The organism is Cobetia sp. UIB-001, assembly GCF_044789135.1.
GTDB classification, from domain to species: domain Bacteria; phylum Pseudomonadota; class Gammaproteobacteria; order Pseudomonadales; family Halomonadaceae; genus Cobetia; species Cobetia amphilecti.
Genome location: NZ_CP058244.1, coordinates 1222356 through 1237762 on the forward strand (window position 1 = coordinate 1222356; position 15407 = coordinate 1237762).

Sequence of the window (15407 nt, forward strand, 5' to 3'; positions counted from 1 at the left end):
CTCGAGAGTCGAATGATGATCGACGCCAGTGCCGATCGAATGACGCTGGACTCATATTCAACGCATCGCAGTGGGTTAATATCACTGAGACATAGGCCGCATACTGGTGCCGAGGATCCGGCACGCTGGTGCTGGTAATTCGCCGAGTCCTAAGGCTCGGCATGTCATCCAGCCAGGATCGCAGAGGAGTCTGCTGAGGATACGCCAGTGAGTGACACCACATCGTTTGGCACCATGCCGAGCACTTCCCGGCCCGCCAATGGCCAGGAAGCCGAAGGCTTGCTGAATCAGCTGCTGGATCACACCAGCAACGGCGTCTGTTGCTACGACCTCGAAGGGCGCATTCGCTGGGTCAACCCCGCCTTTGAGCAGCTTCTCGGCTATCGAGAGCAGCAGGTGATCGGCAAGGTACCCAGTGAATTCCTGATGGGGCCGGCATCCGATCTGCTGGTCATCACCCGATTGCGTGAACAGCGCCGCCGCGGCGAACCCAGCGATGAGGAGCTGGTGCATTACGACAGCAATGGCCGGCCACTGCGATTGCGGCTGCGTTGCATTCCGCTCAAGGATTCCAGGGGGCGGGTGGAAGGGTATCTGGGGCTGCAGACGGACATTACCCAGATGCACCGGGCCTTGATGTTGAGCCACTCCCAGCTTGAACTGCTGGAAGCCGTGGCGGCAGGCCAGTCTCTGGACAAGACATTGCGTGACCTGTGCCTGACCATCGAAGGTGCCGCGGTTCAGGTGCGCTCCTCGTTGCTGCTGCTGGATGATGTGGGCCGCACCATCGTGGCAGGCGAGGGGCCCAGCCTGCCGGCAAGCTTCATGCTGTTCACCCGTGGCTTGAAGATAGGGGAAGGCGTGGGCACCTGTGGGACGGCGATGTGGCGGCGCAAGCCGGTCATGACGCCTTCCATCGCGCTGGAACCTGCCTGGGAGGGCTTCCGTGAGCATCCGCATGCGTTGGGGCTGGATGCCTGTCTGTCGATGCCGATTCTCGATGGCGAGGATAACCCCCTGGGCAGCTTTGCCTTCTATGCCGAGACAGGCGAGGTCTTCGATGCGACTCACCATGGCTTGCTCGAAGTGGCGGTCAAGGTAGCCAGACTGGCGATCGAACGCTATCGACGTGACCAGCAACTGACGCATCAGGCCTTGCACGACTCGTTGACAGGCTTGCCCAATCGGCGTCTCGTGCGTCGTCATCTCTGTGAGCTGGCGGAGCAGGCCCAGCCCGGCGAGATGGGCGCGCTGATGTTCCTGGATCTCGATCACTTCAAGCGTCTCAACGATATCCTCGGACACGATGCCGGTGACCTGGCGCTCAAGCAGGTCGCCTCGCGTCTGGCAGAGATGCTGGGCCCGCAGGACTTCCTCGCGCGCCATGGGGGAGACGAGTTCATCGTGCTGCTGGCACCGAGAGCCGGTGGGCCGCGCGAAGCGGCTAGCCGAGCGCGCCAGGTAGCGGAGCAGATGCTGGAGCGACTGCAGGAGCCGCTGGAGCTTGAAGGGCGAACGCATCAGTTGACCGGCTCGTTGGGCATCACGCTCTATCCGCGTCATGAGGAAGGCTATGGCGCCTGCTCTCAGCAAGTGTTGCCAGCTGGCAAGGCCGGGCATGACGAGATCGACAGAGAGGAGGGCGATGCCTGGAGTCACCTCCTGCATCAAGCGGATATCGCGCTCTATGAGAGCAAGGGGGCCGGGCGTGCACGGCTGTGCTTCTTCGCGCCCGAGATGCGCCAGCGCATCATCGATGCCGCCCGGATGGAACACGCGCTGCGTGAGGCCGTGTCTCGCCAGCAGCTGAGTGTCCACCTCCAGCCGCAATTTTCCCTGCCCGAAAGTGGTGAGCCGCAATTGTGTGGCGCCGAGGCATTGCTGCGTTGGCATGACCCGCAGCTGGGGATGGTCTCGCCAGCGACCTTCATCCCCATCGCGGAGGAGTCCGGACTGATTCTCGAGCTGGGGCATTGGGTGCTGGAACAGGTCTGTCGCGAGCTTGCCGCCATGACCGCCCGAGGCTATGCGCTACCGATGGCGGTCAATGTCAGTCAGGTACAGTTTCGTAGTAGCGAGTTCGTGCCGCAGGTCACCAGGCTGTTGGCGCGACATGACTTCGCGCCTGAGCTCTTGCGTATGGAAATCACCGAGAGCCTGGCGACGGATGATGAAGCAGCGATGCTCGAGAAGATTGACCAGCTGGCAGCCTTGGGCCTGAGCTTCTCGATTGATGATTTCGGCATTGGCTACTCGAATCTGTCGCGTTTGCGTCGTATGCCGCTCAAGGAGCTGAAGATAGATCGCAGCTTCATCAATGACCTGTCTCTTGAGGATTCGCCAGACACGCATACCACGGGCAATGAGATCGTGCGTGCCATGCTGATGATGGCGAGCGCCCTGTCACTCGATGTCGTGGCGGAAGGCGTGGAAGAGACGGAGCAACTCGAAGTCTTGCGGCGCATGGGTTGCTCGCGAGTTCAGGGCTACCTGCTGGGGCGCCCGCGCCCGATGGCAGAGGTGATTGGCGACGCGGAGGCCCGATTGTCGAAAGGATAGGGGAGGCATGTTCATGAGGCTGTCTCAGCCAGCCTGGGGCATGACACCGAAATCAGGCGTGGAGCATGCCTTCAGGTTATTGCTCCAGCGCCTCCAGCATGTGGCTGATTACAGGAGCGTGATGCTGACGGCGCAGCAATTGTCGGGTTTATCTCGCCACTTCAATGGCTTATACTTCCGCTCGCTACGCCCCCTTAGCTCAGCTGGATAGAGCGGCCCCCTCCTAAGGGGCAGGTCGCAGGTTCGACTCCTGCAGGGGGCGCCAGCATCCCACCTTCTGGACGACGTCGTCTGTCCAGCCTTCTGCGTAATCGCCTCATCGCCTTATCGTCTTCTCTGTACCGTTCGTTGCGTGCTCGGACCTTGCTGTGAGCAGCGCCCGTCCTGGCTTCAGGCTCGGATTAAGAACTGCCGCACTTGATTAATCTATCCGATTACTCGATCAACAATGTCCTGGCTCTTGGTCTGGACATCGCATCGTCGTGTCTGTCGATTGTCGTTAGAAGGCTGAAGTGCCACAGCATCGCCGTTAGTGGCTTCTCTGGGCGGCCTGCTGCTGCCTGAAATGATGATCGAGTGCGATGGTTGGCGTGGTGTCTCGCGTGGTGTGAGCGTCAGCGCAAGCCTGCAGGGGCGTGCCCTGAGCGTGCGCCAGTCTATCGAGCTGCAGAGATTCCATCTTTGATGGCGTCGTGTGGTATCAGTTCAAACAAAGGAGGGGGATAGCATGGCCAATCCATATCGCCGCCTGCTGGCGTTGCTGCCGACCACGCCGCGCCAGGTAGGCGAGGTGATCAGCGTCAGCGGCTCGCGCGTTCGCGTGGATCTGGTAGGGGGTGGGGTGCGCACCTGCCAGGGCGATGCCCAGATGGGTGGCATGGTCTACGTGGTGGGGGATCAGATCACGGGCGTGGCGCCGAGCCTGCCGGTGGTGGTGGTCGAGGTGTGAGAGGTAGGGCCATAACTTAGATTATGCGTTATGACCCTAATTTAAAAAGTAAAATCTTTATCTTATACGGTAATAGTGGTTGTATTGGCGATTTTGTTAGCTATTAAAGAGTAAAGGTCAATGTTAGTTTCTGGAGATTTTATAGAAACTATTAGTGTATAACGTACATCGTTCTCATATCGACCAAATTTCTTCCGTGTGCGCCACCAGCCCATCGTAGGGCAGATACCTACCATTCCTCTACTAGCCAGCTCAGCAGCACTACCCACCCAAATATCGGAGTGAATTGACCCTCTATGCCTATTTTTTGGACCTATTGTCCAGTTGTTATCATTTCCTTTGCTAGTGTTATTATCGTTGTTGTCGTCATCTGGATAATCATTAATTCTATTGCGGAAATCTTGTTCTGATTCATATGGTCGTTTTACTTCGAAGCGTAAGCCATGAGATTCGTAACGGTAACGCGAGGTTACTCCTCGAGCAGATGGGCTTGGCTCTATAAAATAGGAGAGCGTTACACGCATTTCTACTTCTGTTTCACCAAGTGCCTCTAGCTCTTCTAATGGCCAAGGAAGATGATGAATATTCATCTCATTCATACTTGGATCTTTGCTAGGCTGCTTTTTATAGGGCTTGATAGTCTCTTGGCTGATTAAGGTCAGAGAGTTATTAAAACTCCACATGGCGCGATTGAGACTGGGCACACCAAAGCCGCAATGACGTACAAGCTGCAAATAGTCTGATTTTGTAGACTTTACGCCTTTCGCCAAAAAAGTATTACGCATTGCGGCAGTCCACTCAGCAGAGTGAACTATAAGTGCGCGTATGGACTCTGGCCATAATTGTGGATATTCAGCCATTAATTGAGCTGCCATGTGTGAAGCTAGGGTTGTAGCAGCGCTTGTAGCGTTAGATGTAGTGAGTAGCCGGTCTTGTGGTTTAAAATTGGCAGTAAGAAGGCTAAGGCTGGGCATACAAGTTGCCCCTAAAGTATCTGAAGCTGCATTTCCTCCCTCGAATACTACATCAGGTTTTAATGGCCAGTGAGTTTGCCATGTGACAGATGTTGTGCTGAAGGGACTAAGCCCACCTTTTGGTGCAATAGGGCTATAATGTTGTGTGTTGCTTTCTGTTATGTAATCTTTTTCAGTGGAAGCCCCGACCGTAAGTGCATTCCAAGCTTGAGCAGGATCATGTATGCTATCGGTAGAGTTACTGTCAGGATACGTAGCCCAAGCTTGCATATCATTAATATTCCCTGCTGAAAGAATAAATAAGCGAGGGTTGTTGAAGTTGTTGTCTGCATCAATAGCTAATCTATCTATTGTAGCCGACCAAGCAGATGGCCTCCCTCGATCTCTATTGTCACGAGTAGTGATGGTCATGCTGAATACGCGGGAGCGCTCTGGAGCGGTTATTTCTGGACGTGAAACAGCATCAGTGGTTAAATAACCATGATTTTTTGAGCTGCTTCCGTTGGCGCCACCACTTGATAGTAGCTTTACAGACTCCAATCGGTGGTTAACTTTGAGCTGATTTTGAGAGGCTAGCCATGGCGTCCAATCTCCCATAATAGCTAAACCAGCCATTGCTGTGCCGTGGCCAATTTGATCGTTACTTCCAAAACTTGAATCAATTGTGTGTAAATCTTTGGAAGATATAGCTGGGGCCAAGATGGGATGACCAATATTGACACCACTATCTAGCAAGCAAATGTATGGAACTTTTTTTGATTGTTTTGGGTAACTGGTTCGGTGAAGTAAATCATCTACCCAGCCGTGTTGTTCGCTCGGTTCTAAATTATCAAAAAACTCTGCAGTTTCTTTAGCCTTACGGAGCTCAGCGATCATGTTTAGTGTTTGAAGTGATTTCTTCATCTTCTTCGCTGAGCCATAAATCATAACGACGCTACGCTCAGGAAATAGAATTTCACCATTAGCTATTTCAAAGCCTAGAGCAGCAGCTAGCCTCTTAAATTTTAGTGTTCTTTCTTGTTGCTTTTTATCTACAGATAGCCATGCTTCCCACCAAAATTCTTCATCATCATTCTTGGGGAACTCTTCAATACTGTCGGTCCAAAGCGCTTCGAGAGTAGCGCTGCGGATTTGTGATATAGTGTTTAGAAGATTACTGTTTTTGGGCTTTTCGTTACTATCCTTTTTAGGATCAAGGTAAGCGTGAACAAGATTCTCTAATATATATAATTTTCCGTCGGGAACTAAGACAGTCGCAAAGTGCTTGTCGTTTTCTTGGTTTTTCCTAACATTAAGTAGCTCTATTCCTGAGTTTTCACGTGCAAGAGACTTGAAAGCTAAATCTATATTAGGGAAGCTCTCGAACTCAACATGAAAGCCAATATCATCCTTCATGCCCGCAATTTTTTGTGCAGCGCGCGCTTCTTTGAAAAATGGTTTCAGACTATTCAGTTGTTGCAGTAACCTCCTGCCATGGTTATAACGATCGCGAAGAGGCAATTCAACTGATCTTCCACCTCCTCTTGGAGAAGTATATGGAGCTGATGTAATACTTCCGGTTATTATGAAGTGTGGTTTTTTAGAGTCATTCCCTGACATATATTAAGAATCCTGAGAGCTTTTTAATTGGTTAGACTTTTCTACTGGCAAATTGATGAGACATTTGTCGGCGCTCATTTATCATATTAATTATATCATTTTCAGATATAAAGTCTGATTCTTCTATTAAAGCGTTTTTAAGGGTCTCATCAGCCGCGCGTACGATTTCCGCATAACTTAAACCATCTGCAGCTTCAGCTAGTTGCGCCCATGATATTACATCTTTAGTCATCCAGCTTAGTCTTGATTTGAGCACGTCTGCTACATGACTAATATCTGGTAAACCATAGATTAATATATCATCAAAACGACGGAACAAGGCTCGATCAAGGATTTCTGGATGATTGGTTGCAGCCACGATTAAACTATGTGATTGATCTTGTTCAATCATCTGTAAGAAGCTATTCAAAATGCGCCTGGTTTCACCAACCTCGTTAGCGAGTCCTCGCTGCGAGCCAATAGCATCGAATTCATCAAAAAAATATATTCCGCGCGTCTGGCTAGTGGTATCAAAGACTTGTCTAAGCTTTGATGAGGTTTCACCCATAAATTTTGTAATAAGCCCATCTAGGCGGACTTGTATTAACGGCAAGCCAAGCTCTCCAGCGAGGACTGATCCCGTCATGGTTTTGCCATTTCCAGGGGGCCCCACGAGCAGTAACTTTCTGCGTGGTGACAAGCCGTGTTCAAGAAGCCGCGCGGCATGCCTCTGTTCGCGTATAATTCTCTGAATTTGCTGTTTAAGAGATTCCTCGAGCACCATATCCCCAAGATGGGCTTTGGGATAAGAAAAGCTCAGTAATTCAGCAAGCTCTCCCCTCGGTTGACCGATAGGGGTGGGTTGACTTGGTGCTTTACGATGCTTGGCTTTGTCTACCAGCGTTCTAAGCTCCTCGGCAAGCTTGCCGTGGCCGAGTTTTGCCTCATGGGCTGCTAGCTGCATAGCAACAGAGTAGAAACGACTATCGTCGCCATCCAAATGTGACTTCAGCAGAGCTTTGATGTGGTTGGCGCTAGCCATGCTGTGCCTCCTCAGACAAGGCGATAAATGCTTCAAGTATACCTGAGGCCGTCCATCTGCTCATAGAATTTGGCTGAACCTTGTTTGAAGCCCTTGGTATCCGGGTCAAGTGGGAGTGCTGCAGCTCTCAATGTCAGCACCATTGTTTATGTATGGTGACGTGTATGGTAGGGCATGAAATCTACCCCTAAGGCCTTATACTGCGAGGCTATACGACTCCTGCAGGGGGCGCCAGCAAGCCCACCTTCTGGACGACGTCGTCTGTCCTGCCTTCTGCGTCATCGCCTTATCACTTCTCAGTACCGTGCCCTGCGTGGCTTGCTCCTTGCTGTGAGCAGCGCCCCTCCTGGCTTCAGGCCCGGAGTAAGAACTGCCGCACTTGATCTTCCTATCCGATTACTCGATCAACCATGTCTTGGCTCTTGGTCTGGACATCGCATCGTCGTGTCTGACGATTGTCTTTTCACTCAATCGTATTGTCAGCCAATCGTCTTGCCAGCCAATCGTCCTGCCAGTTCAGCGCCGCAGGAAGGCGCAAGAGCAAGCCCTGCAAGAGAGTCTCTCGATAAATGCAGGGCTTTGGGTGTCAGCGGGAGTCTGATGTCACGGCATCAGTGGGCAGGGACAGAAACTCCTGCATGATGCGGGTATCGCGGAAGCGTTCGATCAGCTCCGGATCCGAGTCGAGTGCCGGCGGGTTGGCGAGACCTTCACGAATCTTGGCTGCCAGCGCCTCGATGGAGTCTTCGGAGATCAGGCGCGCTTGATCATGGATCAAGACATTGCGAATGCCGCCGGGGACATCCGGTGCCACGCACGGCGTGCCACAGCACATGCTCTCCACCAGCACGATGCCGAAGGCCTCACTGCGTGAACTGAGCACGAACAGGCGGGCGTGCTTCATCCACGGGTAGGGGTTCAGGCGGCTACCGATCAGGTGGACCCTGTCGCCGACGCCCAGCTCGCGGATCAGTGCTTCGGTGGCTTCCCGCTTGGGGCCATCGCCCACGATGACGAGGTCTTCCTCGATGCCTGAGGCGAGGTATGCCTTGATCAGCACATCCTGACGCTTGACGTCCGAGAAGCGACACACCTGCACCACGTAGGGGCGGGAGGGCAGTTCCACCTCTTCCTCTGCCATGGCGGCGATGGCATCCAGATCACAGACATTGCCAATGGTCGCGAGTCGCGCCGGCTTGATTCGATGCTTTTCCAGCAGGTGTTCCAGTTGCTGGCGCACATTGTCGGTGTTGCACACGACCTGTTTGCCGCTATACAGGCGGCTCAACAGGAAGCGTTGTTGCCAGCCCTCTTTCAGGTCGCCGGGCCATGACACCGCCACCTGCCACATGCGTGGGTCCCGCCACGACCAGAAGGTCTCGAAGGCGCCCTGGCCGCGCGTGATGACCCGATCGATCAGGCCGTGTTCCTTTTCCAGACGCGCGACGAAACGGCGCAGATAGTGACCGCCGTAATAGCCTCGCCAGACGTATCCTGAGCCCTTGATCCACGGGGCCAGCAGCAGGCGGGTGAACAGGTCGTAGAACAGGCCGATGCCCGTCTTGCGAAATGCCTTGTCGAAGTCGACCTGATGAAGGTGCACGCCGGCATCCGGGACGAGTTTCAGTTCGCCCTTCAGTACCAGTACATGGACCTCATGGCCTTCGCGGTGCAAGACATTGGCGAGATTGACGGTATTGCGTTGGATACCGCCGATGTTGAGCTTGCGGACGATCAGCAGGACGCGTTGGCTCATGACCTCCCCCTCCTTCGCTATATGCCGTTCTCTGGTCTCCACGATGCTGGCTTCACTCTACGCCGATCCATTTGGCGGAGGAAATGCGTGGCGGCGGGCCGTGAGCGGCATCTGTGCGCAGTTCATCCGCACCGAGAAGTGCCTTTGGCGAGTGAGTGAGGCATTATCTGCACCATCGCTTCGTCAGTTCTTTCTCCTTCGCCAAGATATTCTTCATGCCTGAGCCGAAAACCTCGTCCCGCGCTGGCGCTTCCCGCATTCGCCGTGCCACCGCTGATCGTCATTTCGACGGTCTGGCCGACAAGTTCGAACGTGGTTTCTACACCACGGAGCGCGGACGTGTTCGTCTTGCGCTGACCCAGCGTCTGATGGATGAGCGTTTCTCGCATTTGCCGCCTTCCCCGGTATTGGAAATCGGTGCGGGGCTCGGGCAGACAGCCCACTGGTGGCTCACGCGTGGACACCACCTCACGCTGGTCGAACCCTCTGGCGAGATGCGTGAGCGCGCGAAACGCTTCCTGAGCACTGCCGCGCCGCAAGGCCAGGGGCTGTCCGCTGGTACGACGGCTGATCAATCCCGGGCGGCTCAGGCGGCGTCAGATCCGCAGGTGCCTGGTCAAACCGACGCGCTGTCGAATGATGAGCCGTACGCGGGGCGACTGATCTGGGAGGGGCGTGATGTGCAGGGCTTCGCCGCCGCGACTGATCAGCAGTGGCCGGTGGTGGTGTGCCACGCCGTGCTGGAGTGGCTGGTCGATCCTCGGGAGGGTTTTGCATTGCTCGCGAAGTTGCTGGCGCCCGGTGGCGTCATGTCGCTGAGTGTCTTCAATCGCGATGCGCTGGCGTTTTCCAATGTCAGCAAGGGCAATTTCGACAAGGTACTGGAAGGGCGCCTGGCAGGCTGGGGTACCGGCAAGCGCTTGACGCCCATCTCGCCGCTGCACGATGGCGAGATACGCCAGTGGGCCGCGGAGGCCGGGCTTGAGGTACGTGAGCTGACCGGGCTGCGCGTCTTCCACGATTATCTGCGCTCACGCGACCCGCTGAGCGAGGCTGACATGCAGAAATTGCTGGCGCTCGAGTGTCAGCACTGGCGCACGCCCCCCTTCGTCTATCTGGGCCGCTATCTGCACTATGAGCTGGTGCGCCCGGCCTGAGGCGGCAGCCGCACAACCGCATTGTTTCGATATCCGGCGCTCTCGCCGTTGTCCGTATCTTCCTACCCTGTTGGAGTCTTCATGTCTGCTCAAACCCCCGCCTGTCAGCTGCTCGAGCGTCAGGACAGTGATTTCCGTGATTGGCTGTGGGTCGCTGCGCCGCGTGATGACTGGTGGTTGTCATCGGACAGTCAGCGGCGTGTCTGGGGGCATGACACAGGCATCGTGAATGCCGCGCGGGAAGCCGGGCATCGGGTCAGTCATGCGGTATCCTTCGCCGATGCGCGAGCTGACGACACCATCGCGCAAGCCGCGGGCGCCATCGTGTTCTGGCCCAAGGCGCACGCGCTGGGCGAGTGGTGGCTGGTGGCGCTGTGCCAGGTGTTGCCGGCAGGCACGCCGATCAAGGTGGTCGGCGAGGTCAATGGCGGCATCAAGCGCGCTGAGCGCATCCTCAAGGCGCTGGGGATGACGGCGCGCAAGGACGATACCGCGCGCCGTTGCCAGCTATGGTCATCCGCCACGCGTGAGTTGACGGCCGAACAGGCCGCCTGCAGTGAATCGCCACTGGCAGTGGCTGGACAATGGACAGAAGGCTGGGGCGAATTCGAGGCGCTGGAGATGCGTCTGACCAGTCATCCGGGACTGTATGGCAATGCCAAGCTGGACCCGGGGACCGCGCTGCTGCTGGAGAACCTGCCGACCCGTGGCTACAAACGCGCGCTGGATATCGGGGCGGGTGACGGCATCATTAGCTGCTGGCTGGCGCGCCACGGGGCACGCGTGATGGCAGGCGACGTCAGTGCCTTCGCGGTGGAGGCGACCCGTCGCAGCCTGGCGCTCAACGGGCTTGAGGCGGACGTACGCCTGAGTGATGTGTTCGCGGCGTTCGAGGGGGAGCGGTTCGAGGCCATCGTGGCCAATCCGCCGTTCCATCATGAGCGCGATATCGATTACGGACCGGCGGCGCGCCTGATCAGCCAGGCACCGGATCACCTGATGCCCGGCGGCACCCTGACGCTGGTTGCCAACGCCTTCCTGCCGTATCCCGATCTGCTGCAGGCCGCCTTCGGCGAGTTTGAAGTGCTCGCGGAAACGCGCCAGTTCAAGGTCTATCGTGCACGCAAGGCGCGCTGATTCCCTGCGACCTGAGCCTCTGCGGCCTGATGCCCCGCGGCCTGAAGCCCAGCTCGCCGCTTACGCCTCCGGCGACTGATAGCGGATGGCCGTGATGATGTAGGTCGTCTCGCCACCCGGCGCGGCCACGCTCACTTCATCATCCAACCCCTTGCCCAGCAATGCCTGGGCAAGGGGCGCATCGACGCTGATCCAGCGGCGCGGATTGTCGGTCTCGTCAGGGCCGACGATGCGAATCTCCATCTCCTCTCCCTGCTCGTCCTCCAGCGTCACGAAGGCCGCGAAATAGACGCGCTCCAGATCCGCGGGCAGGCGATCGACCACCGTCAGCTCATCCAGGCGTTTCTCCAGATAGGCGATCCTGGCGATGGTCTGATTGAGCGCCTTCTTGTTGTAGGTGTAATCCGCATTCTCGCTGCGATCCCCCATGGCGGCGGCCTCGCCCGTCTTGCGCGAAAGCTCCGGGCGCCTCACGCGCCTCAGGTGGTCGGCCAAGCCCTTCATCTTCGCGTGGCCCTGCGGGGTAATCACGTTGCTCTTCTTTTCCTGGCGCGGGTCCGTCTTGGGGTCGCGCCAGCGTGTCATGTTGCGACCTTGCATGGTCTGCTCCGCTGGTTCTGTGGGTAAGGCTCAAGGCGTCGTGTGTGATGTTCGCTAGCGTTGAGACCTGCGACCAAGGGTGATTGGCGGCCGATTCAAACGTTCGTTACAGTCAGTGTGTGCTCGCCGGAGCACTTGCGCGTCACCCATGCTGAATCTGCCAACAATAACGAAAATCAGGGAGCTGTCCATGCCCATGCTGCCATCTTCACACCCGTCTTGCCGTGTCATATCCCGTTGCTGTCGCGTATTGCTCTCCGGGGGCATGGCGCTGGGCATCACGCTGGCCGGCATGACCGGAGTCCATGCTGCCCCGGGCGATGATGACGTCTTCCCGCTCTCCAAGCGCTGGGCGCAGATCAATTATCAGGTCTCCGGTGATGCTCAGGAAAAGGGCATGGAGGCCCTGGGCAAGGAGGTGCGCGCGCTGGCGGATCAGTATCCGGACAATGCCCATGTGCTGACCTGGGAAGGCATCATCCTGGCCTCATGGGCCAAGGCTCGCGGAGGCCTGGGAGCACTGGATCTGGCCAAGGAAGCCAAGGCCACGCTCGAGAAGGCGATCTCGCTCGACCCCAGGGGCGACAATGCCTCCGCCTATGTGACGCTTGGCGCGCTCTATGACAAGGCGCCCGGCTGGCCGGTGGGCTTCGGGGATGATGAGAAGGCGGGAGAAGTGCTGCGCAAGGGGCTTGAGGTCAACCCGACGGGCATGGATACCAATTATTATTACGCCGATTATCTGGCCTCCGAAGGCCGTGATGAGGAAGCGCTCAAGCATGCGCGTCTCGCCCAGGACGGGCCGCCGCGTCCCAACCGTGAGCTGGCCGATCAGGAATTGCAGAAAGAGATTACCGCGCTGATCAAGCGCCTGCAGTGAGTCTCCGCCGCCCGTATCGCTTGCATGGCTACCAGAAGCGGAGACTGGCTGGAGTGACATCAGTGAGTCATGCAAGTGAACGGCAGCGCTGGCGTCAGACGCTGTTCTAACACCCCGAATGAATTCCCGATTCCCTGAATGACTGAGTCCTTTAGCCCCACGGCCCGAGCGGATATCCCGCTCGGGCCGTGTCGTTTATCGCTCTGTGGATGAGAAGTCGTCCAGGTGCCTTCAGGCGGCGCCTTGAATGGCGCTGATGACTGACTCAGTACGGCGCGGCGAGCAAGTTTGCAGGTGACGGGCTGGCCAGTCTCGTGGCAGGACAGGATAATGCCTGCTCAGCCAAGGAGGATGCATGAGCGAGCAACAAGAGCACGTCGCAGGGCAACAGGCCTTCGCGCATGATGATGTCGAACTGGTCGAAGCCAGGGTGTTGCAGGACGGCTTCTTTCGCCTCGAGCAGCGCGAATTCCGCCACCAGCGTTTCAACGGTGGCTGGAGCGATGTGATCCATCGCGAGGTGCATGTCCGTCACGATGCGGTAGGCGTATTGCCCTACGACCCGGTCAACGACCGCGTGGTCTTCGTCGAGCAGATTCGCGCCGGCATGCTGGAAGATGCACGCACGCCCTGGAGTCTGGAGCCGATTGCAGGGCTGGTGGACAAGGACGAGCAGGCCCATGAGGTCGCGCGCCGTGAGGCGATCGAGGAGGCGGGGTGTGAGCTGACCGACCTGGTCGAACTCTACCGCTACTACCCGAGCCCCGGCGCCTGTACCGAGGAAGCCACGCTGTTCATCGGTCTGTGTGACAGCAGTGGGCTGGGCGGCGTGCATGGTCTGGCCGAGGAGAATGAAGACATCCGCGTGCATGTGCTTGATTTCCAGGCGGCCCTCACGCTGCTGGAACAAGGGCGGTTGGGTAATGCGATGGCCATCATGGCCATGCAATGGCTGCTGCGTGAACGTGCCTCGTTGCGCGTCATGCATGCCTGAGGCAGTGAAGGCGAAGCTTGGCAATCCCCCGTGTCTCACGCAGGCTTCCTCAACCTGCGCGTCAGAGCTGCTATTCTAGAGGCTTGCTGAAAACCGGCAGCCAGCAATGATCACTGTCTGCGCCAGTGTCCGTATCAGTCTCGGTTTTCGTCTCAGCTTCAGTCTCGAGAGCTGGACTCGAGAGTCGATAGCCGAGAGCTGATCGCCGACAGCCTGAGCGCTGGCGCAGCGCTTGATTTATCGCCCGTTGCCCGCATCTTGCCACGCACGATAGCGGGCGTGCTTTGACAGACAACATGCCAATGTTCTGAGATTCGCAAGGAGATCGCCCATGCAGGTCAAGAAAGCCTATGTGGCTGACCTAAAAGCACTCCATGCCGAGTGCGGGTCCAATTATCTGCGCCTCACGCGCATCCTCGGCAAGGCCGAGGCCGGTGACAGCTTCGCCTTCCCGCTGGCGGGCAATCAGGGCCACTTCGGCACGCTGCTGCTCGAGGTGGTCGAATGCGCGCCCTATACCACCATGGTCACGGTCGCCCAGACCGGCGTGCTGGACCACATCATCGATTCGCCGCGCATGAGCGTGCACCTGTACCACGATGTGCGCATGGCGGAGGTCACCGACTTTCAGCGCCAGCGTCACTTCTCAGGGCGCAATCGTTACCCGAATCCGCGCATGCACCAGCCGGACGAAAAGCTTCAGCTCAATCGCTTTCTCGGCGAATGGCTGACCCATGCCCGCGCCTTCGGGCAGGCGGATGTACCGGAATTGCCGTGACGCTCAAAGCTGGCATGGCGCACAGGCGCTGACACCCGATGGATTTCCCGTCTTGATTGACAGAACCGCGATGGCCCGGCCGTCGCGGTTCTGTTCATTTCCCTGCTGCTCGAGAGACCGATGCGACTGATTCAAATAAGTGATTGCCATCTGCGCGCCGACCCTGACGCGCGTTCACGGCTGGGCTTCCCCTGGCGTCAGCTGGAGGCGGTGATGGCGCATGCCTCGCGCCTGCGCCCCGATATCCTGCTGGTGACCGGTGATGTCAGCCAGGATGAGAGCCCTGCCTCCTATCGCATGGCGGCAGAGCTGTTCGATGGCCTTGGCTGCCCCTGGTTCTGGTTCGCGGGCAACCACGATCATCCTGAATTCATGCAGGAGCTGCGTCCCTTCCATCACGAGCTGGATCTGGGCGACTGGCGACTGCTGTGTCTGGATTCGCGCGTCACCGGGCAGGCCGGGGGGGAGCTTGGCGAGGAGCAATTGAGCGAGCTTGCGCAGTCACTGGCGCTGTCCGTCGAGCTGGACCCTCGTCCGATCCTGCTGGCCATGCATCATCATCCGCTGCCGATCGGCTCGGACTGGATGGATGCGCTGGGCCTTGCCGACCGCGATGCGCTGTGGGAAGCATTGCGCCCATACCCGCAGGTGCGGGCCGTGCTGTGCGGGCATATCCATCAGGCCTTCACGCAACTCATGCCGTGTGGGCAGGGCAGTGTGGCCGTCTATGGCGTTCCCTCCACCTCCGATCAGTTCGCTCCGCTGAGCCATGATTTCGCCGTGGATGAGGCGGCGCGCCCCGGCCTGCGCGTGGTGGACCTCGATGGTGAGCATCTCGAGACCTGGGTGGAGCGGGTCACGCTCTAGCCAGTCTCGCAAGGAAGGGCGGGCAAGCTCGTCCCCATGCGCTGGCGCTTTCCCGGCGTCATCATGAATATTCTGGGCGTCAGCATGAATGCCCTCGGTGTTGATGAGTGTGGTGCAAGGCCCACAGGCAACAGGT

Annotated in this window: 12 protein-coding genes and 1 tRNA gene; 9 read left to right on the top strand and 4 right to left on the bottom strand. The window is 57.5% G+C overall.

Going from position 1 to position 15407, the window contains the following annotated elements; all coding sequences use genetic code 11:
- Positions 1 to 207 precede the first annotated feature (207 nt).
- The 3 genes from HA399_RS05180 (at position 208) to HA399_RS05190 (ending at position 3508) form a co-directional block, all read left to right on the top strand.
- Positions 208 to 2559: an EAL domain-containing protein gene (locus tag HA399_RS05180; protein ID WP_404326295.1), complete on the top strand. Its 2352-nt coding sequence runs from the start codon at positions 208 to 210 to the stop codon at positions 2557 to 2559.
- A 188-nt stretch (positions 2560 to 2747) separates the two neighbouring features.
- Positions 2748 to 2824: transfer RNA gene (locus HA399_RS05185), tRNA-Arg, on the top strand.
- 462 nt (positions 2825 to 3286) lie between these two features.
- Positions 3287 to 3508 carry a hypothetical protein gene (locus tag HA399_RS05190; protein WP_404326297.1) on the top strand — a complete coding sequence of 74 codons (222 nt, stop codon included), beginning with the start codon at positions 3287 to 3289 and terminating at the stop codon, positions 3506 to 3508.
- A gap of 62 nt (positions 3509 to 3570) precedes the next feature.
- Here HA399_RS05190 and HA399_RS05195 read toward each other — a convergent pair whose 3' ends face one another.
- The 3 genes from HA399_RS05195 to HA399_RS05205 form a co-directional block, all read right to left on the bottom strand.
- Positions 3571 to 6081 carry a S8 family peptidase gene (locus tag HA399_RS05195; RefSeq protein WP_404326299.1) on the bottom strand — a complete coding sequence of 837 codons (2511 nt, stop codon included), beginning with the start codon at positions 6079 to 6081 and terminating at the stop codon, positions 3571 to 3573.
- Between the two features lie 31 nt (positions 6082 to 6112).
- Positions 6113 to 7102 carry an AAA family ATPase gene (locus HA399_RS05200; protein WP_404326300.1) on the bottom strand — a complete coding sequence of 330 codons (990 nt, stop codon included), beginning with the start codon at positions 7100 to 7102 and terminating at the stop codon, positions 6113 to 6115.
- 586 nt (positions 7103 to 7688) lie between these two features.
- Positions 7689 to 8858, bottom strand: a complete 1170-nt coding sequence (locus HA399_RS05205; RefSeq protein WP_404326301.1) for a glycosyltransferase — start codon at positions 8856 to 8858, stop codon at positions 7689 to 7691.
- A gap of 215 nt (positions 8859 to 9073) precedes the next feature.
- On the opposite strand from HA399_RS05205, the gene HA399_RS05210 reads away from it, so the two are divergent.
- Complete coding sequence (locus tag HA399_RS05210; protein ID WP_404326302.1) at positions 9074 to 10015, top strand: methyltransferase domain-containing protein; 942 nt, start codon at positions 9074 to 9076, stop codon at positions 10013 to 10015.
- An 81-nt stretch (positions 10016 to 10096) separates the two neighbouring features.
- Positions 10097 to 11152: a methyltransferase gene (locus HA399_RS05215; RefSeq protein WP_404326303.1), complete on the top strand. Its 1056-nt coding sequence runs from the start codon at positions 10097 to 10099 to the stop codon at positions 11150 to 11152.
- Positions 11153 to 11212: 60 nt separating this feature from the next.
- On the opposite strand, the gene HA399_RS05220 is transcribed toward HA399_RS05215, so the two are convergent.
- Positions 11213 to 11752: a GreA/GreB family elongation factor gene (locus tag HA399_RS05220; RefSeq protein ID WP_175088083.1), complete on the bottom strand. Its 540-nt coding sequence runs from the start codon at positions 11750 to 11752 to the stop codon at positions 11213 to 11215.
- 196 nt (positions 11753 to 11948) lie between these two features.
- Here HA399_RS05220 and HA399_RS05225 point away from each other — a divergent pair, with 196 nt between their 5' ends.
- The 4 genes from HA399_RS05225 (at position 11949) to HA399_RS05240 (ending at position 15271) form a co-directional block, all read left to right on the top strand.
- Positions 11949 to 12632: a tetratricopeptide repeat protein gene (locus HA399_RS05225; protein WP_404326304.1), complete on the top strand. Its 684-nt coding sequence runs from the start codon at positions 11949 to 11951 to the stop codon at positions 12630 to 12632.
- Positions 12633 to 12987: 355 nt separating this feature from the next.
- A complete protein-coding gene (locus tag HA399_RS05230; RefSeq protein WP_404326306.1) occupies positions 12988 to 13626 on the top strand; it encodes an NUDIX domain-containing protein in 639 nt (212 codons plus the stop codon).
- A 331-nt stretch (positions 13627 to 13957) separates the two neighbouring features.
- Positions 13958 to 14404 carry a DUF1249 domain-containing protein gene (locus HA399_RS05235; protein WP_043337025.1) on the top strand — a complete coding sequence of 149 codons (447 nt, stop codon included), beginning with the start codon at positions 13958 to 13960 and terminating at the stop codon, positions 14402 to 14404.
- 120 nt (positions 14405 to 14524) lie between these two features.
- Positions 14525 to 15271, top strand: a complete 747-nt coding sequence (locus HA399_RS05240) for a metallophosphoesterase (RefSeq protein WP_404326308.1) — start codon at positions 14525 to 14527, stop codon at positions 15269 to 15271.
- The last annotated feature ends 136 nt before the right edge of the window (positions 15272 to 15407 follow it).

What these genes read in the sequence shown, in the direction of transcription:
- HA399_RS05200 (WP_404326300.1), bottom strand. Translation starts at nt 7,102, where the DNA reads ATGGCTAGCGCCAACCACATCAAAGCTCTGCTGAAGTCACATTTGGAT.
- HA399_RS05190 (WP_404326297.1), top strand. Translation starts at nt 3,287, where the DNA reads ATGGCCAATCCATATCGCCGCCTGCTGGCGTTGCTGCCGACCACGCCG.
- HA399_RS05235 (WP_043337025.1), top strand. Translation starts at nt 13,958, where the DNA reads ATGCAGGTCAAGAAAGCCTATGTGGCTGACCTAAAAGCACTCCATGCC.
- HA399_RS05210 (WP_404326302.1), top strand. Translation starts at nt 9,074, where the DNA reads ATGCCTGAGCCGAAAACCTCGTCCCGCGCTGGCGCTTCCCGCATTCGC.
- HA399_RS05205 (WP_404326301.1), bottom strand. Translation starts at nt 8,858, where the DNA reads ATGAGCCAACGCGTCCTGCTGATCGTCCGCAAGCTCAACATCGGCGGT.
- HA399_RS05225 (WP_404326304.1), top strand. Translation starts at nt 11,949, where the DNA reads ATGCTGCCATCTTCACACCCGTCTTGCCGTGTCATATCCCGTTGCTGT.
- HA399_RS05240 (WP_404326308.1), top strand. Translation starts at nt 14,525, where the DNA reads ATGCGACTGATTCAAATAAGTGATTGCCATCTGCGCGCCGACCCTGAC.
- HA399_RS05230 (WP_404326306.1), top strand. Translation starts at nt 12,988, where the DNA reads ATGAGCGAGCAACAAGAGCACGTCGCAGGGCAACAGGCCTTCGCGCAT.
- HA399_RS05220 (WP_175088083.1), bottom strand. Translation starts at nt 11,752, where the DNA reads ATGCAAGGTCGCAACATGACACGCTGGCGCGACCCCAAGACGGACCCG.
- HA399_RS05195 (WP_404326299.1), bottom strand. Translation starts at nt 6,081, where the DNA reads ATGTCAGGGAATGACTCTAAAAAACCACACTTCATAATAACCGGAAGT.
- HA399_RS05215 (WP_404326303.1), top strand. Translation starts at nt 10,097, where the DNA reads ATGTCTGCTCAAACCCCCGCCTGTCAGCTGCTCGAGCGTCAGGACAGT.